23 protein-coding genes are annotated in these 18,160 nt (G+C 69.7%); 17 read left to right on the top strand and 6 right to left on the bottom strand.

Annotation, left to right across the window (positions count from 1 at the left end):
* Positions 1 to 80: 80 nt before the first annotated feature.
* The gene (locus tag EGT67_RS21650; protein WP_241566167.1) at positions 81 to 677 is read left to right on the top strand and encodes an alternate-type signal peptide domain-containing protein; all 597 of its coding nucleotides are present in this window, start codon (positions 81 to 83) and stop codon (positions 675 to 677) included.
* A 291-nt stretch (positions 678 to 968) separates the two neighbouring features.
* Here EGT67_RS21650 and EGT67_RS21645 read toward each other — a convergent pair whose 3' ends face one another.
* A complete protein-coding gene (locus EGT67_RS21645; protein ID WP_127918162.1) occupies positions 969 to 1,592 on the bottom strand; it encodes a hypothetical protein in 624 nt (207 codons plus the stop codon).
* 115 nt (positions 1,593 to 1,707) lie between these two features.
* On the opposite strand from EGT67_RS21645, the gene EGT67_RS21640 reads away from it, so the two are divergent.
* From EGT67_RS21640 to EGT67_RS21630, 3 genes are all read left to right on the top strand, one after another.
* Positions 1,708 to 1,947 carry a hypothetical protein gene (locus EGT67_RS21640; protein ID WP_127918161.1) on the top strand — a complete coding sequence of 80 codons (240 nt, stop codon included), beginning with the start codon at positions 1,708 to 1,710 and terminating at the stop codon, positions 1,945 to 1,947.
* 11 nt (positions 1,948 to 1,958) lie between these two features.
* Entirely contained in the window at positions 1,959 to 2,363 is a 405-nt protein-coding gene (locus EGT67_RS21635) for a YccF domain-containing protein (RefSeq protein ID WP_127918160.1), read from the top strand.
* A gap of 486 nt (positions 2,364 to 2,849) precedes the next feature.
* Positions 2,850 to 3,491, top strand: a complete 642-nt coding sequence (locus EGT67_RS21630) for a resuscitation-promoting factor Rpf1 domain-containing protein (protein ID WP_127918159.1) — start codon at positions 2,850 to 2,852, stop codon at positions 3,489 to 3,491.
* Positions 3,492 to 3,567: 76 nt separating this feature from the next.
* Here EGT67_RS21630 and EGT67_RS21625 read toward each other — a convergent pair whose 3' ends face one another.
* A complete protein-coding gene (locus tag EGT67_RS21625) occupies positions 3,568 to 3,756 on the bottom strand; it encodes a hypothetical protein (protein WP_031937314.1) in 189 nt (62 codons plus the stop codon).
* Between the two features lie 60 nt (positions 3,757 to 3,816).
* Between EGT67_RS21625 and EGT67_RS21620 the strand changes: the two genes are divergently transcribed.
* The 6 genes from EGT67_RS21620 to EGT67_RS21605 all read left to right on the top strand — a co-directional run bounded on the left by EGT67_RS21620 (position 3,817) and on the right by EGT67_RS21605 (position 9,215).
* Positions 3,817 to 6,117, top strand: coding sequence for a helicase-associated domain-containing protein (locus tag EGT67_RS21620; protein ID WP_127918158.1), 2,301 nt, complete (start codon positions 3,817 to 3,819; stop codon positions 6,115 to 6,117).
* Between the two features lie 92 nt (positions 6,118 to 6,209).
* Positions 6,210 to 6,335 (top strand): hypothetical protein, encoded by a 126-nt coding sequence (locus tag EGT67_RS25505; protein ID WP_277750166.1) that lies wholly within the window; start codon positions 6,210 to 6,212, stop codon positions 6,333 to 6,335.
* 11 nt (positions 6,336 to 6,346) lie between these two features.
* Positions 6,347 to 6,583, top strand: a complete 237-nt coding sequence (locus EGT67_RS21615; RefSeq protein WP_127918157.1) for a hypothetical protein — start codon at positions 6,347 to 6,349, stop codon at positions 6,581 to 6,583.
* Complete coding sequence (locus EGT67_RS25170) at positions 6,580 to 6,741, top strand: hypothetical protein (RefSeq protein WP_164877632.1); 162 nt, start codon at positions 6,580 to 6,582, stop codon at positions 6,739 to 6,741. Before EGT67_RS21615 ends, EGT67_RS25170 begins: the two co-directional genes overlap by 4 nt.
* A 134-nt stretch (positions 6,742 to 6,875) precedes the next feature.
* On the top strand, positions 6,876 to 8,534 hold the full coding sequence (locus tag EGT67_RS21610; protein WP_127918156.1) for a DNA repair helicase XPB: 1,659 nt from the start codon (positions 6,876 to 6,878) through the stop codon (positions 8,532 to 8,534).
* A 12-nt stretch (positions 8,535 to 8,546) separates the two neighbouring features.
* Positions 8,547 to 9,215: a DUF3239 domain-containing protein gene (locus EGT67_RS21605; protein ID WP_127918155.1), complete on the top strand. Its 669-nt coding sequence runs from the start codon at positions 8,547 to 8,549 to the stop codon at positions 9,213 to 9,215.
* Between the two features lie 39 nt (positions 9,216 to 9,254).
* Here the strand turns inward: EGT67_RS21605 and EGT67_RS21600 are convergent, their stop codons facing one another.
* Both EGT67_RS21600 and EGT67_RS21595 read right to left on the bottom strand, forming a co-directional pair.
* The gene (locus tag EGT67_RS21600; RefSeq protein WP_241566166.1) at positions 9,255 to 9,431 is read right to left on the bottom strand and encodes a hypothetical protein; all 177 of its coding nucleotides are present in this window, start codon (positions 9,429 to 9,431) and stop codon (positions 9,255 to 9,257) included.
* A gap of 188 nt (positions 9,432 to 9,619) precedes the next feature.
* Positions 9,620 to 10,876: an MCE family protein gene (locus tag EGT67_RS21595; RefSeq protein WP_127918153.1), complete on the bottom strand. Its 1,257-nt coding sequence runs from the start codon at positions 10,874 to 10,876 to the stop codon at positions 9,620 to 9,622.
* A 263-nt stretch (positions 10,877 to 11,139) separates the two neighbouring features.
* Here EGT67_RS21595 and EGT67_RS21590 point away from each other — a divergent pair, with 263 nt between their 5' ends.
* The 4 genes from EGT67_RS21590 to EGT67_RS21575 all read left to right on the top strand — a co-directional run bounded on the left by EGT67_RS21590 (position 11,140) and on the right by EGT67_RS21575 (position 14,501).
* Positions 11,140 to 11,811 (top strand): TetR/AcrR family transcriptional regulator, encoded by a 672-nt coding sequence (locus EGT67_RS21590; protein WP_127918152.1) that lies wholly within the window; start codon positions 11,140 to 11,142, stop codon positions 11,809 to 11,811.
* A 53-nt stretch (positions 11,812 to 11,864) separates the two neighbouring features.
* Positions 11,865 to 12,593 (top strand): bactofilin family protein, encoded by a 729-nt coding sequence (locus EGT67_RS21585; protein WP_127918151.1) that lies wholly within the window; start codon positions 11,865 to 11,867, stop codon positions 12,591 to 12,593.
* Positions 12,594 to 12,756: 163 nt separating this feature from the next.
* Positions 12,757 to 13,524 (top strand): thioesterase family protein, encoded by a 768-nt coding sequence (locus tag EGT67_RS21580; protein ID WP_127918150.1) that lies wholly within the window; start codon positions 12,757 to 12,759, stop codon positions 13,522 to 13,524.
* Between the two features lie 50 nt (positions 13,525 to 13,574).
* Positions 13,575 to 14,501, top strand: a complete 927-nt coding sequence (locus tag EGT67_RS21575; RefSeq protein WP_127918149.1) for a sigma-70 family RNA polymerase sigma factor — start codon at positions 13,575 to 13,577, stop codon at positions 14,499 to 14,501.
* Here EGT67_RS21575 and EGT67_RS21570 read toward each other — a convergent pair.
* A complete protein-coding gene (locus EGT67_RS21570) occupies positions 14,470 to 15,069 on the bottom strand; it encodes a carboxymuconolactone decarboxylase family protein (RefSeq protein ID WP_127918148.1) in 600 nt (199 codons plus the stop codon). The two genes, EGT67_RS21575 and EGT67_RS21570, sit on opposite strands and share 32 nt — an antisense overlap.
* Before the next feature lie 132 nt (positions 15,070 to 15,201).
* On the opposite strand from EGT67_RS21570, the gene EGT67_RS21565 reads away from it, so the two are divergent.
* The 3 genes from EGT67_RS21565 to EGT67_RS21555 all read left to right on the top strand — a co-directional run bounded on the left by EGT67_RS21565 (position 15,202) and on the right by EGT67_RS21555 (position 17,881).
* Entirely contained in the window at positions 15,202 to 16,386 is a 1,185-nt protein-coding gene (locus EGT67_RS21565; RefSeq protein WP_127918147.1) for a pyridoxal phosphate-dependent aminotransferase, read from the top strand.
* Complete coding sequence (locus EGT67_RS21560; RefSeq protein WP_127918146.1) at positions 16,383 to 17,399, top strand: AraC family transcriptional regulator; 1,017 nt, start codon at positions 16,383 to 16,385, stop codon at positions 17,397 to 17,399. The genes EGT67_RS21565 and EGT67_RS21560 overlap by 4 nt, the downstream gene beginning before the upstream one ends.
* Positions 17,400 to 17,509: 110 nt before the next feature.
* The gene (locus EGT67_RS21555; RefSeq protein ID WP_127918145.1) at positions 17,510 to 17,881 is read left to right on the top strand and encodes a DUF4259 domain-containing protein; all 372 of its coding nucleotides are present in this window, start codon (positions 17,510 to 17,512) and stop codon (positions 17,879 to 17,881) included.
* Here the strand turns inward: EGT67_RS21555 and EGT67_RS21550 are convergent.
* Entirely contained in the window at positions 17,878 to 18,132 is a 255-nt protein-coding gene (locus EGT67_RS21550; RefSeq protein WP_127918144.1) for a WhiB family transcriptional regulator, read from the bottom strand. The genes EGT67_RS21555 and EGT67_RS21550 overlap by 4 nt on opposite strands.
* Positions 18,133 to 18,160 lie beyond the last annotated feature (28 nt).

Genomic DNA, 18,160 nt, shown 5'->3' with positions numbered 1-18,160 from the left:
GGCACCCGCATTCGTGTGGGTGCCGCCCAATCACCGTCGAGTCCGGGGAATCTCGCGCGAGGGGAATGGAAGACAGTCCGATGAAGAAACAGACCAAGGGCTTCAAGGTTGCGGTCGCCGCGGCGGCGCTCGGCTCGACGCTGACGCTGACCGCCTGCGACTTCGGCAGCCTCGGCAGCGGTAGCGCCGGCGGCTCTACCACCACTCCGACCGCACCGACCACCACCGCCCCGCCCACCACGATCGGTGGCGGCGGCAACGGTTCGGGCTCACTCGCGCTGACCGAGGTCACCGCACCCACGTGGAACGACCGGAACGGCCCGATCGACATTGCGACGTTCCGCATCGTCCCGGGCGATGTCCTCACCTACATGGGCAGCTACCGAATCACCCTCACGGGAACGGATCTGACGGCTAAACTCACCGTCGACAACATCAGCTTCACTGGCGGCGGCCAGCTCAAGGGCCAACTGCAGCCTCAGGTGACCGCCACCATCGGCGGCACCGTCGTCCCCGGCGGGTCCACCGGCATCGTCGTCACACCCGCCCAGAACAACGCGATCGTGGACGTGGCAGCCAAGTTCACTTTCGATCCGCAGACGTCGGGTGTCGTCGGGCAGTCGGACTCGGCGAACTTCGCCGACTTCAGGGTTCGCCTGGAACAGACACTCGACTAGCCCCCCAGCGCAGGGCCACCGGCGGTCCCCCCTCCCAGCCGGTGGCCCTGATTCCCACTTCCCCAACTCCCCGATCCCACACCGGAAGTCGGGTGAGCAACACACACGGGGAACGGGCCCGAGCGTGCCCGGGTCATGCACGCCATGCGGCACCGGTTGCCCTCTCCAAGAGGAGAGCAACCGGTGCCGCGTCGTTTGTGCCCCTACCGAAATGCCGAACGGGCGGCTGCCGGAACATCGACCGAGAGCCGAGTCCGACTAACCGCCCGTTCGTGGATCCGGTCAGCGAGATCAGGACGCCAGGCTGCCCGTTCCGCCGAACATGCAGGACAGGGAGCCGAGCGAACCGGTGGCGACGCAACCGGGCTGGGGCAGCGTGCCGGGCGTGAAGCCCACGGCCCACCTCGGGTTCACGAACCCGGACTGCGCCTGGTTGCCGGCGCCGGCGGGCATGCCCACGACGAGGTCGACGGTTGCGACACCGCCGGCCGCGAGGTGCACGGACCCGACGGACGTGCCCGGCGCCACCGCACGAGCCTCGGTGAGCGTCACCGGGTTTCCGGCCTTGCCGTCGATGTCGACGCGCGCGGTGGCGATCATGCCCGGCGTCAGCTCGTAGTCGCCCACCGCGAACCCGACGGTGCCCTCCGCACCGGATGCGCTGCGCACCCGGAAGGTGGTCTTCAACGACTGCCCCGGAACGAGTTCACCCTGGCGCCACTGGATCTTCTCGACTCCACCCCACGTGACGCCGCCGTCGGACGAGTACTCGACGGTCGGCGCGGGCGCGTCGGCGCGCGCGACGGCGGGGCCGGCGATCACGGCGACAGCAGCCAGGAAGAGGGCGAGCAGCACGGCGCCCAGGACCTTGCCCGACAGCGACAGGCCCCCGGACACACGGGTGTTAGCGATCATGGCGCGGAGCCTAGGGCAGCACTCCCGGTCAAGCGTCCAATTCGGAAACATTGGACGGACCTCCGGATCCGAACTGCCGTTCACCACGCCGGGCCGGGTGGCCTACCGTTGTCTTGTGACGAACGAATCGAACCGCAACGACGCCGGCGCCCCCACCCAGCCCGGCAAGGGACTGTTCTACGCGGCAGTCGTCAGTTTCCTGATCGGAATCGCGGCGATCGTCGCCATCTTCTTCGTCCACTCCCTCTCCGAGGGTGATCCCGGCCTGGTCCTCTATCTGCTCACCCTGGCGTGCCCGCTCGGATTCGTCCTCGCCATCGCTTACGCTCTCCGCTCCGGCCGTCGGAGCCGCTGAAAGGGGCCACCATGCGGATTCTGCTGAACATCATCTGGCTGATCTTCGGCGGCCTGTGGCTCGCGCTCGGGTACTTCGTCGCCGGTGTGGTGATGTGCATCCTGATCATCACGATCCCATTCGGCATCGCCTCCTTCCGCATCGGCGTCTACGCGCTGTGGCCGTTCGGAAAGACCGTCGTCGACAAGCCCACCGCGGGGGTCATGTCGCTGATCGGCAACGTCATCTGGCTGATCCTGGCGGGCGTCTGGCTCGCGATCGGCCACATCGTCACGGCGATCGCGATGGCGATCACCATCATCGGCATCCCGCTGGCGATCGCGAACCTCAAGATGATCCCGGTGTCGCTGATGCCGCTCGGCAAGGAGATCGTCAGCGTCGGCAGCCGCGACCAGGGGCAGTGGACCGCCCCCTGACCGTTCCGAAAAGTGGGACAGACGCCCCATACGACTGTGATCTCTCTCACATAACGCACCGATAACGGAGCGGTGTCGAACCGTGATCGAAAGGTCGACAGGCCGACTAGCTGGGGCTACGCCGTTTCAGTCGAATTCGGCTCTCGAACAACACAAGACGCGCCGCGTTATCAACTGGTGACGTTCTGCGCCCGATCGTCGTACGGTCATGACCGGCCGGCACCTCGGCCACATCCGGACCCACCGCGCCAAACCCCGTCCAGTGGATCCGGACGCACCCACGAAGCATCCATGGACGGGGACGGGGGACCCAAAGGTCCTCCGGGGAATCAAGTCCCGACAGGGACGCCCCGCAGGCATCGGGAGAGCAATCTCCCTGGGGGTGAAGCCAGACCCGCTCCAGCCATGAGCGGCGAGGCCGGGCGACCTCTCAGCCCGAACCCGACAGCTGACCTCGCAGGCGCGTACGGAGAGGAACCGACCGACATGACCGGACGCCATCGCAAGCCGACTACCACCGGCCGTACCGTCGCCAAGGTCGCCGTCACCGGCGCCATCATGGGCGTGGGCGGCGTCGCCTTCGCCGGCACTGCCAGCGCGGCCCCCGACTCCGACTGGGACAGGCTCGCGCAGTGCGAGGCCGGCGGCAACTGGGGCATCAACACCGGCAACGGCTACCACGGCGGCCTGCAGTTCTCGCCGACCACGTGGACCGCGCACGGCGGCGGCGAGTTCGCCTCGACTGCGAACCAGGCCACCCGTGAGCAGCAGATCGTCGTCGCCGAGCGCGTGCTCGCCGCGCAGGGCTGGGGCGCATGGCCGTCCTGCTCGTCGCAGCTGGGTCTGTCGAGCGCCCCCACGGAGCGCACCGCCCCGGCCGCCGAGGCTCCCGCGCCCGTCACTCCGGCACCCGCCGCCACCCCGTCCGCTCCCGCGCTCTCGCCCGAGGTCCAGGCCGTCGTCGGTGGTCTCGATGCGCTCATCGACCAGGCCAAGGCCAGCGGCGTCGTCATCGATCAGGGCGTCCTCGACGCCTACCACGCAGCGAAGTCCTACGACTTCACCAAGCTGAGCGTGCAGGACATCGCGGCACCCTCGCTCCTCCCGAGCTTCGGCAGCCTGTCGTAGAGCTGATCCGCTCGCACCCCGAACAAGGAAGAGGGCCCCTCGCCAATGGCGAGGGGCCCTCTTCGTCGTATGCGCGTCAGCGGTTGATCACGGTGTGCGGGTGCACGTAGGGCAGGGAGTCCACCGGGAGCGGGAACTCGGTCTCTTCGCCGAACGGCGAGAGGTTCCCGGCACGACTGGACGACAACTCGGTCACCGCGTGATCTCCATCCGCAGTTTCCGGCCACCCTGGATCGACATAGCGCTTCTTCGAATTGTTAGCCACGCGCCCATTTTGGCAGGAGCTGACGCCGGGGTACAGCCCAGGTCACTAATCTCATAGACGATGACCTCCACGCATGGCACCGAGGGCGCCCCCGAAACGGCGAACCCCGAGGTAGCACCGACGCTGACCGGCTGGCTGACCGACCGCAAGGACGCCGAACTGACCGGCCTGTTGCGACTGCGCCCCGACCTGGCGGTGCCGCCGCCGGCGACGTGCGCGGTGCTGGCCGGGCGGGCCGAACAGCGCGCCTCCGTGATGCGCGCCGCCGACACCCTCAACACGCTCGAGTTCGGGCTGCTCGAGGTCCTCGCGCTGGAGCAGGCCGACCAGATGCCCGTGTCCCGACGCCACCTCGACGACGCCTTCACCGACCGGGTGCCGTCCAAGACGCTCGACAAGGCCCTCGCCCGCCTCCGCAGCCTCGCGCTGGTGTGGGGCGACGACGAGCACCTCCGCATCGTCCGCGCCGCGTCCGACGCCATCCCGTGGCGCATCGGCCGCATCCACGCCGAGTCCGACGCGTTGACGGAGGACGAGATCCGGTCCGCCCTCGATGGGATCGAACCGAACGAGCGGGACCTGCTGACGACGCTGGCCCGGTCGTCGCCGATCGGCCGCACCCGGGACGCCGCGCCCGGCACGTCACCGGACCGTCCGGTCCAACGCCTGCTCGCCAGCGGGCTGCTGCTCTGGGTCGACGCCGAGACGGTGGAACTGCCGGCACAGGTGGGCCAGGTGCTGCGCGGGGAGGCCGTGTTCGATCCGGCGTCGCCCACGCCGCCCCCGCTGTCCGGGCGCAAGCAGAAGCCCGCCGACGTCAACGCGGCCGCGGCCGGCGAGACGCTGGAACTGGTCCGGCACTGCGAGGACCTCGTGGCGGCGCTGGGCGACGCCCCCGCGCCCGCGCTCAAGGCCGGCGGTCTCGGGGTCCGGGAACTGCGGCGGCTGGCGAAGACGGTCGGGGTCGACGAGGCGCGAATCGGGCTGCTGCTCGAGCTGCTCGCCGGCGCGGGGCTGATCGCGAGCGGCACCCCCGACCCGGCACCGCTGACCGACATCGACGACTACTGGGCTCCGACCGTCGCGGTCGACGGCTGGCTCAACGCCGGCACCTCCCGCCGCTGGGCGACGCTCGCGGGCGCCTGGCTGACGCTGGCGCGCCGGCCGTGGATCATCGGCAGCCGCGACGCCGCGGACAAGCCGATCTCGGCGCTGTCGGAGGAGGTGCGTGCCCCGGGCGCCCCGCAGGAGCGGCGGCTGCTGCTGGAACTGCTGGCCGAGGCCGGCGGCCGGACGGTGTCGGCGCCGGAGGCCGGGCGGCTGCTGGCGTGGCGCCGGCCCCGCTGGGCGGGCCGGCTCGCCCCGCACGTCGTCGAACGAACACTCGACGAGGCCCGCGCGCTCGGTCTTGTCGCGCACGGGGTCCTCAGCTCCCCGGGCAAGGCGCTGCTGCACGGCGGCGACCCCGAGGCGGAGATGGACGCCGCGCTGCCGGAGCCGATCGACTACGTACTCGTGCAGGCCGACCTCACCGTCGTCGCGCCCGGTCCCCTCATCCCCGATCTGCTCGAGCAGATCACGCTCGTCGCCGACATCGAGTCGGCGGGCGCGGCGTCGATGTACCGGATCAGCGAGGCCAGCATCCGGCGCGCGCTCGACGCCGGGCTCACCGCGTCCGAGTTGCAGACCCTGTTCGCCACCCGGTCCAAGACCCCGGTCCCGCAGTCGCTGACGTACCTCATCGACGACGTCGCCCGCCGCCACGGCCGGCTCCGCGCCGGGGTCGCGGCGTCGTTCATCCGCTGCGAGGACCCCGCCCTGCTCGCGGAGGTGCTCTCCTCCCCCATCGCCGACCAGCTCGCGCTGCGGGCGCTCGCCCCGACGGTGGTGATCTCGCAGGCCCCGCTCAAGGAGGTCCTCACCGAGCTGCGCGCCGTCGGGTTCGCCCCGGCCGGCGAGGACTCCAGCGGCACGATCGTCGACCTGCGCCCGCGCGGGGCGCGTGTCCCCGCAGCCCGCGCTCCCCGCCTGCGGGTGCCGGCGGTCCCCACCGACGAGCAGCTCGGGACGCTGGTGCGGTCGCTGCGCGCCGGGGACCGCGCGGCCGCGTCGAGCGGGGTCGGCCTGCGCAGCGACGGCACCCGCGCCTCCACCGCGGCGACGATGACGCTGCTGCAGACCGCCGCGCAGGTGCGGCGGGCGGTGACGATCGGCTACGTCGACGCGCAGGGCATCGCGTCACACCGGATCGTGCAACCGATCAGCGTCGGCGGCGGGCAGCTCGACGCGCTGGATCCGGCGACCGGCGAGGTCAAGCGGTTCACGCTGCACCGGATCACGTCCGTCGCCCTCGGGGACTGAAGCGCGGCGTCACGAACTGCACGACTGGCTTTTTTCTCAAAATGGGCTATGGTCTCGAATCAGTGATTGCCACTTCGATTTCAGGAGCGACAATGGCCGAACGAAAACCCGGCAAGAGTCTGAAAAAATCCTCACAGTCCATCAAGGAAAAGCGTGCGGAAAAAAGGGAGCGCGCCGCGGAGGCCGGCGAGTTGATCAAGAAGCGTAAGCGCCACTGAGCGGACGCACCATGACACGCGAGTCGGTCGCACCCGCGACCCCGGACGTCCTGGACCGCCTGCACCGCAAACTCGACCGCCTGCTGCCCGGCGGCACCCTGCCGGAACCCCGGTCCGACGGCTACCGGTCCGGAATCACGTCCGCGAAGATCTTCGTCCTCGACGAACGCGCGCAGCATTCCGGAATTCCGATCGATACCGTCTCACCGAAAAATCCCGAGCAGAAAACGACAAGGACCCGACAGTGAAGCGGACCCTGCTCGCCCTGGACCGAATTCAGGCGAGACTGGAAAACGAACTCGACACCACCGCCGGACTCTCCGAAAGGGAGGTCGGTTATCGCGCCGGAATTTCCGAGGCGCTCATGCAGGTGATGGAAACAAAGAAATCCCTCACCCCCCGCTGACCCGATCGTGGAGGGTTTCCGTGGTTGCCGGCGGCAACCCTCCACGATCGCTCCGCCCGCACGAACGGACGTCACATGGCGTCATGTCGCCGTCGTCTGGACAATGGTCTGGTTACCGTTGCTAGGAGGCGTACGTGACCGACGGCCCGCTGATCGTCCAGTCCGACAAGACCCTGCTGCTCGAGGTCGAGCACGAGCGTGCCGACGAGGCACGGCAGGCGATCGCGCCGTTCGCGGAGTTGGAACGCGCCCCCGAACACGTGCACACGTATCGGATCACCCCGCTCGCGCTGTGGAACGCGCGCGCGGCCGGGCACGACGCCGAGCAGGTGGTCGACGCGCTCGTCTCGTTCTCCCGCTTCGCGGTGCCGCAACCGCTGCTGGTCGACATCGTCGACACCATGGCCCGCTACGGCCGCCTGCAGCTGGTGAAGAGTCCGGTCCACGGGCTCACCCTCGTCAGCCTCGACCGCGCGGTGCTCACCGAGGTGATGCGGCACAAGAAGATCGCCCCGATGCTCGGCGCGAAGATCGACGACGACACCGTGATCGTGCACGCCAGCGAGCGCGGCCACCTCAAGCAGATGCTGCTCAAGATCGGCTGGCCGGCCGAGGACCTCGCCGGCTACGTCGACGGCGAGGCCCATCCGATCGATCTCGCGTTCGAGGAGGGCCACTGGCAACTGCGCGACTACCAGGAGATGGCGGCCGACTCGTTCTGGGCCGGCGGGTCCGGTGTGGTGGTACTCCCCTGCGGCGCCGGAAAGACGATGGTCGGTGCGGCGGCGATGGCCAAGGCGAAGGCGACGACGCTGATCCTGGTCACCAACACCGTGGCCGGACGCCAGTGGAAGCGTGAACTGATCGCCCGCACGTCGCTCACCGAGGAGGAGATCGGCGAGTACTCGGGCGAGAAGAAGGAGATCCGCCCGGTCACGATCGCCACCTACCAGGTGATCACCCGCAAGTCGAAGGGCGAGTACAAGCACCTCGAGCTGTTCGACTCCCGCGACTGGGGTCTGGTGATCTACGACGAGGTCCACCTGCTGCCGGCGCCGGTGTTCCGGATGACCGCGGACCTGCAGTCCCGCCGCCGCCTCGGGCTCACCGCGACGCTGGTCCGCGAGGACGGCCGCGAGGGCGACGTGTTCTCGCTGATCGGGCCCAAGCGCTACGACGCGCCGTGGAAGGACATCGAGGCGCAGGGCTGGATCGCCCCCGCCGACTGCGTCGAGGTGCGGGTGACGCTCACCGACGCCGAACGGATGTCCTACGCCACGGCCGAACCGGACGAGCGCTACAAGCTGTGCTCGACGGCGCACACCAAGATCGCCGTCGTGAAGTCGATCCTCGACCGGCACCCGGACGCGCCGACCCTCATCATCGGCGCCTACCTGGACCAGCTCGAGGAACTCGGGCAGGCCCTCGACGCCCCCGTCATCCAGGGTTCCACGCGAAACAAGGAGCGCGAGGCCCTGTTCGACAGGTTCCGTGCCGGCGAGATCCAGACCCTGGTGGTGAGCAAGGTCGCGAACTTCTCGATCGACCTGCCGGAGGCGTCGGTGGCGGTCCAGGTGTCGGGCACGTTCGGGTCGCGGCAGGAGGAGGCGCAGCGCCTGGGCCGACTCCTGCGTCCCAAGCACGACGGCGGTCAGGCACACTTCTATTCGGTGGTCGCTCGGGACACGCTCGACGCCGAGTACGCCGCCCACCGCCAACGCTTCCTCGCCGAGCAGGGCTACGCGTACCGGATCACGGACGCCGACGACCTGCTCGGCCCGACCATCGGATAGGACTTCACACCCGTGCGACCCTTCGAGTTCCCGGTCGACAAGCTTCACGCCAAGGCCGTCAACGAGACGCTCTCCGACATCCGACGGCTGCAGTGGTCGGCGATGTTGATGGCCGTCGTCCTGGGCGCCGGCGCGGCGGGGCTGTTCTACCTCGCCCAGCCCTGGTCGTACATCCTCGGCGTGGTGCTGGCGCTGTTCGCGTTGACGTCGCTGTTCATGGTGGTGTGGACGCCCCGGAAGGTCGGCAGCATCGAGGACCTGTACGCCAAGGGCGACCTGGTGCCGGCCGTGGTCGCGGAGGCCCATCCCCGCGGCTACACGCTGTTGGCACTGGTGAACGTCGCCAAGCCGGACGCCGCCGAACCGCACTACGCGTTGGCGACACGCACCGTCCGCGCGCTGCCCGGCAAGGGGCACTCGGTGGGCAACAAGATTCCGTCGGTGTCGGTGCTGGGCGACCGGACGTCCCGCTCGGACGGCGAGACGTGGCAGATGGTCAGCTTCATGCCGATCTCGTGGGGCACCCGCGACAGCAAGGTGCTCACGCAGGCGACCGCGAGGATCGGCGACGCCGAGTGGAATCTGCTGCGCAAGAACATCTCGATGTCGGAGAAGGTGCGCACGTCCGACAAGCAGTTCGTCCTGCTCGATCCGGCCGAGTTGCCCGACGAATTGCATTGACGGCATCCGCCGTTGCCCACCGCGGCGGCGACTGGTTCGTCAGATCATCAGTGCCGCAAGGCCGATGCCACCGACGGTGATCAGACCGGTCATGACCGCGAGGGGAACCGACCCCATCAGGACGAACGCCGCGAAGGCGGGGACCGCCGCGACCACGAGTATCAGGGTGGACCAACACAGCACGGTCCAGAGGGAGTTCGACTTACCAAGATCCAAGTCCTGCAACCCACTCGACCGAATACCGGTGGGCATCGACTGGGGAATCGACCCGTTCGTTCGGAGTTCCATTCCTGGTGACCTCCTGCTAGGGGTCGCCCCAGTCTCTCGCACTTCAGCGGGTTTCGCATCCCGGTTCCCGGCAGGTTCCGCATTGCCCGCTGTGTCGTGTTCGCGCATCGGTCACCTCACCGGAGCGGCGCGACGCCCATGATCGTGGCGATCTGGGTCGCGATCGGGTTGAGGTTCAAGGCATCCGGCGCCTGCTTCGGCTTGTCGTCCCACGTCTGCGGCACGGCGGGGTCGGCGAGGGTCGCCCGTTCGGCGCTGCGGACGCCGGTGGGATTGCCCTGCGGGACGAGGCAGCGGACGTCGGTGGAGAAGGGGAAGTCGTCGCGGCTGTCGTCGAAGTCCGGGTCGCGCTGCTTCATCTCGTCGAGAGTGCGGTAGGTGCTCTCGTAGCCGGACGTGCACGGGGCGGGGTTGTTCGTCTCGAGGACCAGTCCGAAGTGGATCGTGCCGTCCCCCGGAGCGACGGCACGCGCCGCGACCGGCAGCGCCGGCAACAGTTGCAGCGCCGCCCGCAGATACGGTTCGCGTCCCGGGGCCAGGGACGTGATCTGCCGAGTGTTCGACAGAACCGCCGTCAGGTCCGCGCCGCTGTCCCGCACCAGCGCGCCCACCTGGTCGCTCGCGGCCGTGCCGCTTCCGATCAGCCGCCGGACGTCGGGGTCGCTCGAGCGCAGTTGCGCGGCGAGGGCGTCGAGGTCAGCGCTGAACGAGCGGATCGCCGACGACTGGTCCGCCTGACCGTCCAGCACGGTGCGCCCATCGGCGATCAGGTCCAGCGTCTGCGGCAGGGCGTCGGCGGCCTCCCGGGTGAAGGCGCCCAGGGAGTCGACGACCGCGCGCAGGTTGTCGCCCTGCCCGTCGAACGCCTTGCCGAGTTCGGTGGCCGCGGTGCGCAGGCTGTCCGCCGGTACGGATCGGGCGAACGCGTCGACCGACGCGACGAGGTCCTCCACCTGGGTCGGGACGGCGGTGCGGCCGCGGGCGATCACGGACCCGTCGGTGAGATACGGCCCGCCGTCCGAACTCGGCTGCAGATCCACGTACTGCTCACCGATCGCGGACCGGTTCGCCACGACGGCGGCGGCCGAGGCCGGCACGGACGGCGATCCGTCGTCGAGCAGCAGTTCGACGCGCACCCCGTCGGCGGTCAGTTCCAGGTCCCCGACCCGCCCGACCGGCACGCCCCGGTAGGTGACCTCGGCGTTGGTGAAGATGCCGCCGGACGACGGCAGGTCGACGAACACCGAGTACTGGCCGAACCCCAGCAGGTTGTCGAGGCGCACGTAGCGGCCGCCGACGAAGACGACGCTCAGGACCGCGAGCACGACGAACGCACCGATCTGCCATCTGGCCAGCCTCGACACCGCGTTCATCGCCGACTGCCCTCCCCCGCTCGCCGCCAAAGCATGTCGGCGAGATCACGAGAACCGCCCTGCTGTAACCCGGGCAACACGCTACCGCTAGCCGTTACCCTGGGTAACATTAATGTGACCGGGGTTACAAAGTGGACAGATGTCCAGGTGATCGCCCTTCGCGTCACGCGGGTCAGCGCTGGCTATGCTGGCACGACAAACCTCGCCGATCGACGACGGCGGCACGGGAGACGACACACGCCGCGGGCGTGCACGGAGGACGAATGGCCGGCAGGGGGCGTGACAGCACCGCCGGTGTCGTTGCAGCGGAGAGCGATTCGGACCCGGATTCCCCCGCGCGGTCGGGCCGGGTCGCGCGGCGGCGCGATCGCCGCAAGACCGAGATCGTGCGCACCGCGATCGGCATCCTCGCCGTTACCGGCTACCAGGGCATGAACCTGGAGGATGTCGCGGAGCAGACCGACATCGCCAAGGCCACGCTCTACCACTACTTCCGCTCGAAGGACGAACTTGTCGCGGCCGCCCTGGAGATCCTCACGGAGGAGGTCCTGACCCGACTCGCGGAGCGCACGGCCGAGGTCGGGGACGCGACGGCCACCGACCTGCTCGGCGCCCTCGTCGACGAGCAGGTCCGCATCCTGACGGAGACCGCACCGGAGGTCGCGACCGTCTTCTCCTGGCCCCGATCCTGGCCGCCCGCGTTCCAGGAGTCCATGAAGGAGATGCGGCGCCGCCACGACGCCGTCTTCCGCCGCGTGGTCGAACGCGGCGTCACCGACGGCGAATTCACCTGCCCGGACATCGATGTCGCGATGCAGTGCCTGCACGGCATCCTGAACCAGTCGTCGGTCTGGATGCGCCCGGACGCGCACGCCGGCGACGCGGCGGACGTGCGCGCGTCCGTCGTCGCCTGCGCCCTCCGCCTGTTCGTCTAGGGCCGCGCGATGTGCGCGAACGGGCGTGGCTGTACCGCTCCGAAGGAGACCCGATGACCGACAAGCATTTCGAACTGACCGACGAAAGTCACGACCACGTCGGTCGCACCCTGCACCGCATCCGGGCCACGACGGCCCTCCCGCGACACGGAGTCCGCGAAGGCGATCTCGGTGGCTGGGTGGAGACGGTCGACAACCTGTCCGGCGACGCCTGGGTGTCCGGCAATGCGTGGGTGTTCGGCAACGCGAAGGTGTCGGGCGACGCGGACGTGTCCGGCAACGCCCAGGTGTCCGACGACGCCGAAGTGTCCGGCAACGCGAGGGTGTCGGGCGACGCGGGAGTGTCCGGCGACGCCCGGGTGTCCGGCGACGCCGAGGTGTCCGGCAACGCGGACGTGTCCGGCAACGCGAAGGTGTCCGGCAACGCGAAGGTGTCGGGCGACGCGCGGGTGTTCGGCGACGCCGAGCTGTCCGGCAGCGCGGACGTGTCCGGCAACGCGTGGGTGTCCGGCAGTGCCGTCGTCACCGACAGCCAGGACATTCTCGTCGTCCACCCCATCGGCTCCGAGTCCGCCGCCGCGACCCTCACGCGAACCAGGGACGGACACCAACTCTCGGTGTGGTGCTGGCGTGACCGCACGATCGACCAGCTCGACGCCGAGGTCGAACGCCGATCCGAATCCTGGCGTGGTTCGCCCGCCGATCACGACCGGTGGCGCGCCGAGTACCGGGCGCTGCGGGCACTGTGCGAGGCACGGATCGCGGGATGGGAGACCCGATGACCTGCGCACCATCCACGCCGGCGACCACCGCACCGTTATTCGACCCGCCGGTCGAATTTTGAAACTGAGGGTCGATCTGGCGTCCCTGTGGTCGAGTTTTCGTGTTACGGTCCCGGTCGGGACGTGCGCGGAACGCCCCCCGGTACGAGCAGGAGGCGGCGAAATGGCCTACTTCAAGAGGGAGAACGCCGACGCGTTCCACCCCACCACGCATGTCAGTGGCGCCTGGAACACCGACGAACAGCACATCGCCCCCGCCATCGGCCTGCTGACGCACGTCGTCGAACGCGACCGCGATCGACGACGCGACGACGGCCTCGTGATCGGGCGACTCTCCTTCGACATCCTCGGCACCCTGCCGATGGACACCGTCGAGACCTCGGTGGACGTCGTCCGACCCGGGCGCACCATCGAACTGGTGGAGGCCACACTCGTCAACGGCGGCCGCCCGGCCGTACGGATGCGCGCCTGGCTGATGCAACCCGGCGAGACCGGCAACCTGCAGGGAACTGCGTTCCCCCGGATCCCGGGGCCCGAAGAGATGGCACCCTGGGACCCCACCGAGGTCTGGGCCGGAGACTGCATTGCCAGCATCGAGGTGCGTCGCGAGCAGACCGAGCCCGGCCGGGCCGCGTTCTGGATCCGCACCCCGCAGCCACTGGTCGAGGGAGAACCGGTCGGCCCCCTGGCGCGAGCGGTCGGAATGTTCGACTTCGCCAACGGGATGACCGCGCGGGCACACCCGCGGGATGTTGCCTTCCCCAACCTCGACCTCACGGCGCACCTGTTCACCGAGCCCCGCGGGGACTGGGTGGGCTTCGACACCACCGTGTCGTTCGGGCCGACCGGGCTCGGCCTGACGAGCAGCGTCATCCACGACGTGCACGGACCGGTCGGGACGTTGAACCAGATCCTCACCGTGCGCCCCTGACGCCCCGCGTGGCGCGGACCGTCGGGCGCTGCTGGTCCTAGGATCGCACCATGGGCGTCGCGACACTGGCGGACTCGTTCGAATCGCACCGTGGCCACCTGCTGTCCGCGGCATATCGGCTCACGGGGAGCGTGAGCGACGCCGAGGACGCGGTGCAGGAGGCCTGGCTGCGTCTCGCCGACACCGATACCGACGACATCCGCGACCTGCGGGCGTGGCTGACGACGGTCGTCGGACGCATCTGCCTCGACCGCCTGCGGTCGGCGACCGTGCGCCGCGAGCGATACGTCGGGCAGTGGCTCCCCGAACCGATCGTGACGGACGTGACGCCGTCACGGACTCCCGATCCGCTGGAATCGGTTGTCCAGCAAGAGGACAACCGGATGGCCGCGCTCGTCCTACTGGACACCCTCTCCCCCGACCAGCGGGTGGCCTTCGTCCTGCACGACGGCTTCGCGGTGCCGTTCGCGGAGATCGCCGACGTCCTCTCGGTCAGCGTCCCGAGCGCCCGCCAGCTCGCGTCCCGCGCCCGACGTGCGGTGGCCGACGCACCGCCACCGGTCCCGGAGGCCGAGCACACCGAGGCCGTCACCCGGCTGGTGACGGCGCTTGCGAGCGGCGACCTCGACGCGGTCGTCGCGGCGCTGCACCCGGACGCGATCACGATCGGCGACGCGAACGGCACGACGCGCACCGCGGTCAACGTCATCACCGGAGCCGACCACACGGCCCGCTTCTTCCTCGGCTTGGCCCACAAGTACGGCATGGAGCGGTTCCTCGCGTCGACCCCGGTGCTCGTCAACGGCCGACTCGGGTTCCTCAGCCACGGCTCCCCCGGCGACGCAACCCACCCCGGCTTCCCGGGGCGGGTCACCGCCTTCACCGTCCGCGACGGCCACGTCTGGGCCGCCTACGACATCGCGAATCCGGAAAAGCTCGGTGGGATCAGGCTTTCCGCTCCCCATCCGCCTCCGTAGTCGTGTCCCACGGCACCCGGCACGCGTCGCCGGAGCTGAAACCCTGGTCGTGGATGCCGAGCGCCGAGTTCATCCGCGAGCGCATGTTCTCGAGCGCGATCTGGTAGGTCAGTTCGACGACGCCGTCGCGACCGAACCGCCGCTCGAGGTCGGCCACCTGCTCGTCGGTCGCGGTGGTCGGCGTCTCGGTCATCGCGTCGGCGTACGCGATCGCGGCCCGCTCGTCGTCGCTGTAGAACGGCGACGTGTCGTACTCGCCGATGTGCTGCAACCGCTCCACGTCGAGCCCCTCGAGGCGCTGCAGCATGGTGCCGAAGTCGACGCACCACGAGCACCCGACGGTCCACGCGACCCGGTACACGGCGATGTCGCGGACGTTGGGTGGCAGCACCGTCGACGCCTTCTGCGCCCCCATCTCGTGGCGCGCGGAGACGGTGAACAGCTTGCGGTGGTTGGCGAGCACCGCGAAGGGTTCGGGGACCTCGCCGAACTGTCGACCGGCGTACCAGTACGCGGCCTTCACCAGCGGGCCGGCCTCCTGCGGGGTCACCGCGCGAATTCGAGCCATGACTTCCTCCGTTCTCGGTCGGCGCGCGGCCTGCGCGCCGTCTACCGATTGGACGACACAGCGCCGGAAAACGTGACAGGGCCGGATGCAGCCCGATTCCGAGGAAGCCGACGCCCCCGCTACGCTGGACAAATGCCCGCAGCGCCACGCTCCCGTACGGTCTCGCGACTGCAACCGTTCGCATCGACGATCTTCGCCGAGATGACGGCCCTCGCCACCGAGCACGACGCGATCAACCTGGGCCAGGGATACCCCGACACCGACGGTCCGGCATCGATGCTCGAGGCCGCGCGGCGGGCCATCGCCGACGGGCTCAACCAGTACCCGCCGGGACCGGGCATGCCGGTCCTGCGCCAGGCCATCGCCGCCGACCGCGCCGCGCGGTACGGAATCGTCCACGATCCGGACCGGGAGGTGCTCGTCACCGTCGGGGCGACGGAGGCGATCAGCGCCGCAATCCTCGGACTCGTCGAACCGGGTGACGAGGTGGTGCTCGTCGAGCCGTACTACGACTCGTACGCCGCCGCGGTGGCGCTGGCGGGCGCGACCCGACGGTCCGTGCCGATGGTGCGCGACGGGGACCGGTTCGCGCTCGACCTCGATGCGTTGCGTGCCGCGGTCACTCCGAAGACCCGGATGCTCGTGGTCAATTCACCGCACAACCCGACCGGGACGGTGCTCACCGACGCGGAACTGGCCTCGGTGGCCGAATTGGCGTGTGAGCGCGACCTGCTGGTACTCAGCGACGAGGTGTACGAGCACCTGGTGTTCGACGGCCGCACCCACACCCCGATGGCCTCGCTGCCCGGCATGTACGAGCGCACGGTCACCGTCTCGAGTGCCGCGAAGACGTTCAACGTCACCGGCTGGAAGACGGGATGGGCCTGCGGCCCGGCCGAACTGGTCGACGCCGTCCGCGCAGCCAAGCAGTTCATGTCGTTCGTGGCCGGCGGACCGTTCCAGCCGGCGGTGGCGCACGCGCTCGAGCACGAGCAGGCGTGGGTGATCGAGATGCGGAACGGTCTGCAGCGCAAGCGCGACCTGCTCGCCGGGGCCCTGCGTGACGCCGGCTTCGGCGTGTACTCGGGCGGCGGCACGTACTTCCTGTGCGCCGACATCACCGCGCTGGGCACCCGCGACGGTGTCGAGTTCTGCCGGACCTTGCCCGAGCGGATCGGGGTGGCCGCGGTCCCGATCAGCGTGTTCACCGACCATCCCGAGCAGTGGAATCACCTGGTCCGCTTCGCCTTCTGCAAGCGCGACGAGGTGCTGACGGAGGCGGCGGAGCGGCTGCGCCGACTGGAGGTGTCCGGGTGAGCCTGGCGACGATCCCGGCCGACTTCCTCCGTCGCGCCCTGCATCTCGCCGAGGCGGCCGGCGCCGACCTGTCGTCGCTCCTCGTCGCGTCGGGCATCGACGTCGCGACCCTCGACGATCCCCGGGCCCGCCTGACCCCGGGACAGGTCACGGCCTTCACACAGGCCGCATGGCAGCTGACCGACGACGAGTTGTTCGGGATCGGGGCCGCGCCCGTGCCCCGCGGGACGTTCCGGCTGATCTGCCTGTCGCTCATCCACTGTCCGGACCTCGGCAGCGCACTCGAACGGATGGCGGACGTGACCCGCGCACTGCCGGTCCCGCCGCTCACGCTCGTCACCGGCGACGACTCGACACGACTCGAGGTGCGGGTGGACGTGCGCGGCGACGAGTACGCGCCGGAGTTCGTGGACGAGGCGTTCCGTCTCGTCACCGACTTCGAACTGATCCTGCTGCACCGGTTCGCGGCGTGGCTCGTGGGTCGGCGGGTGAAACTGCGGTCGGTGCTGATCCCCTACCCGGAGCCCGCACCGCGGTTCGCGAAACACTACGACGCCATCTTCGGGGTCCCGGTGACGTTCGGCGCGCAGGTGGCGTCGCTCCAGTTCGACAACTCGATCCTGCGGGCACCGATCATCCAGGATGAGCAGACCCTCGCCGAGTACCTGCGTGAGTCACCGAATCTGCTTCTCTCCGAACGTGACTACGACAGCACCGCATCGGCGCAGGTGCGCCGGGTGCTGGAGATGGGCATCCGGGGACGGACCAGTACCGCGGACGAGATCGCGGAGATGCTGTCGATCAGCGTGCCGCACCTGCGGCGGCTGCTCCGGCAGGAGGGGACGTCGCTCAACCACCTGCGCGAGGAGGTGCTGCGCGACGCCGCGGTCGCCGCACTGCGCCGCGGCGAACCGGTCGACGAGTTGTCGACCCGGCTGGGCTTCTCCGAACCGAGCGCCTTCCGTCGGGCGTTCAAACGGTGGACCGGCGCCACCCCGGGCGCGTACCGCTAGGGCGCGTCTCTCCCGTACAACCGATTACGCGGCCGGACCGGGCCCGTGCACAAGAAACAATAGGATGTGACACGGACCGGATCCGCCGGGCGAGACGAAGGGCGAAACGTATGGGAGCGTGGGGAAGCGCGCCGTGGCACGACGATGCGGCGGCCGACTGGTTCGGAGACGTCTTCGCCGGCATCGACATCGATGCGCGCATCGGCGACGCCCTCGAACACGACGACGATTACGGTCGGGTGCGCGCCGCGTGCTACCTGCTCGCCGTGCTCGGGCACAGCACGGTGTGGCCCGGCGATCTCGAGCGCCTCGACGGTCACCTCGAACGGGGGGTCGAGCTGCTCACCGAGATGATCGAGCCGGAGTCGGAGTTCCGTGAGCTCTGGGAAGACGACCCCGAGGTCATCGAGGCCGTTCGCGCGGAGATCGCGGAACTCGAGGGCCGCCTCGACGGCGAGGGCGACGAAGACGACGAGAACTAGGTCGCCCCGCAGGTCGCGGCGGTCGCGCGGGGGCGGCCTCGTGAACGCTTGCGGGCGACGACGACCCCGTGGTGGAGGATCTCGCCGCCCCACACACCCCACGGCTCGGCCCGGTCGAGTGCCTCCCCCAGACACCGCGACCGGATCGAGCATCCTCCGCACAGCTTCTTGGCGCGTTCGAGGTCGTCGGGCACCGGGGAGAACCACAGATCGGGATCGCCGGTCCGGCACGGCGTCCCCCGGATCGACATCCGATGTGCTCCTCGTCGTTCCGCGGCA

The sequence above is a fragment of the Prescottella agglutinans genome, from assembly GCF_004011865.1.
Taxonomy (GTDB): Bacteria; Actinomycetota; Actinomycetes; order Mycobacteriales; family Mycobacteriaceae; genus Prescottella; species Prescottella agglutinans.
This window is presented reverse-complemented; position numbering and strand designations above follow the sequence as displayed.

Bases quoted from the DNA above. Each gene is read 5' to 3' on its own strand.
- EGT67_RS21575 (WP_127918149.1), top strand. From the start codon at position 13,575: ATGGGCGTCGCGACACTGGCGGACTCGTTCGAATCGCACCGTGGCCAC.
- EGT67_RS21570 (WP_127918148.1), bottom strand. From the start codon at position 15,069: ATGGCTCGAATTCGCGCGGTGACCCCGCAGGAGGCCGGCCCGCTGGTG.
- EGT67_RS21585 (WP_127918151.1), top strand. From the start codon at position 11,865: ATGACCGACAAGCATTTCGAACTGACCGACGAAAGTCACGACCACGTC.
- EGT67_RS21555 (WP_127918145.1), top strand. From the start codon at position 17,510: ATGGGAGCGTGGGGAAGCGCGCCGTGGCACGACGATGCGGCGGCCGAC.
- EGT67_RS25505 (WP_277750166.1), top strand. From the start codon at position 6,210: ATGGCCGAACGAAAACCCGGCAAGAGTCTGAAAAAATCCTCACAGTCC.
- EGT67_RS21630 (WP_127918159.1), top strand. From the start codon at position 2,850: ATGACCGGACGCCATCGCAAGCCGACTACCACCGGCCGTACCGTCGCC.
- EGT67_RS21595 (WP_127918153.1), bottom strand. From the start codon at position 10,876: ATGAACGCGGTGTCGAGGCTGGCCAGATGGCAGATCGGTGCGTTCGTC.
- EGT67_RS21650 (WP_241566167.1), top strand. From the start codon at position 81: ATGAAGAAACAGACCAAGGGCTTCAAGGTTGCGGTCGCCGCGGCGGCG.
- EGT67_RS21565 (WP_127918147.1), top strand. From the start codon at position 15,202: ATGCCCGCAGCGCCACGCTCCCGTACGGTCTCGCGACTGCAACCGTTC.
- EGT67_RS21620 (WP_127918158.1), top strand. From the start codon at position 3,817: ATGACCTCCACGCATGGCACCGAGGGCGCCCCCGAAACGGCGAACCCC.
- EGT67_RS21590 (WP_127918152.1), top strand. From the start codon at position 11,140: ATGGCCGGCAGGGGGCGTGACAGCACCGCCGGTGTCGTTGCAGCGGAG.
- EGT67_RS21550 (WP_127918144.1), bottom strand. From the start codon at position 18,132: ATGTCGATCCGGGGGACGCCGTGCCGGACCGGCGATCCCGATCTGTGG.
- EGT67_RS21645 (WP_127918162.1), bottom strand. From the start codon at position 1,592: ATGATCGCTAACACCCGTGTGTCCGGGGGCCTGTCGCTGTCGGGCAAG.
- EGT67_RS21635 (WP_127918160.1), top strand. From the start codon at position 1,959: ATGCGGATTCTGCTGAACATCATCTGGCTGATCTTCGGCGGCCTGTGG.
- EGT67_RS21615 (WP_127918157.1), top strand. From the start codon at position 6,347: ATGACACGCGAGTCGGTCGCACCCGCGACCCCGGACGTCCTGGACCGC.
- EGT67_RS21580 (WP_127918150.1), top strand. From the start codon at position 12,757: ATGGCCTACTTCAAGAGGGAGAACGCCGACGCGTTCCACCCCACCACG.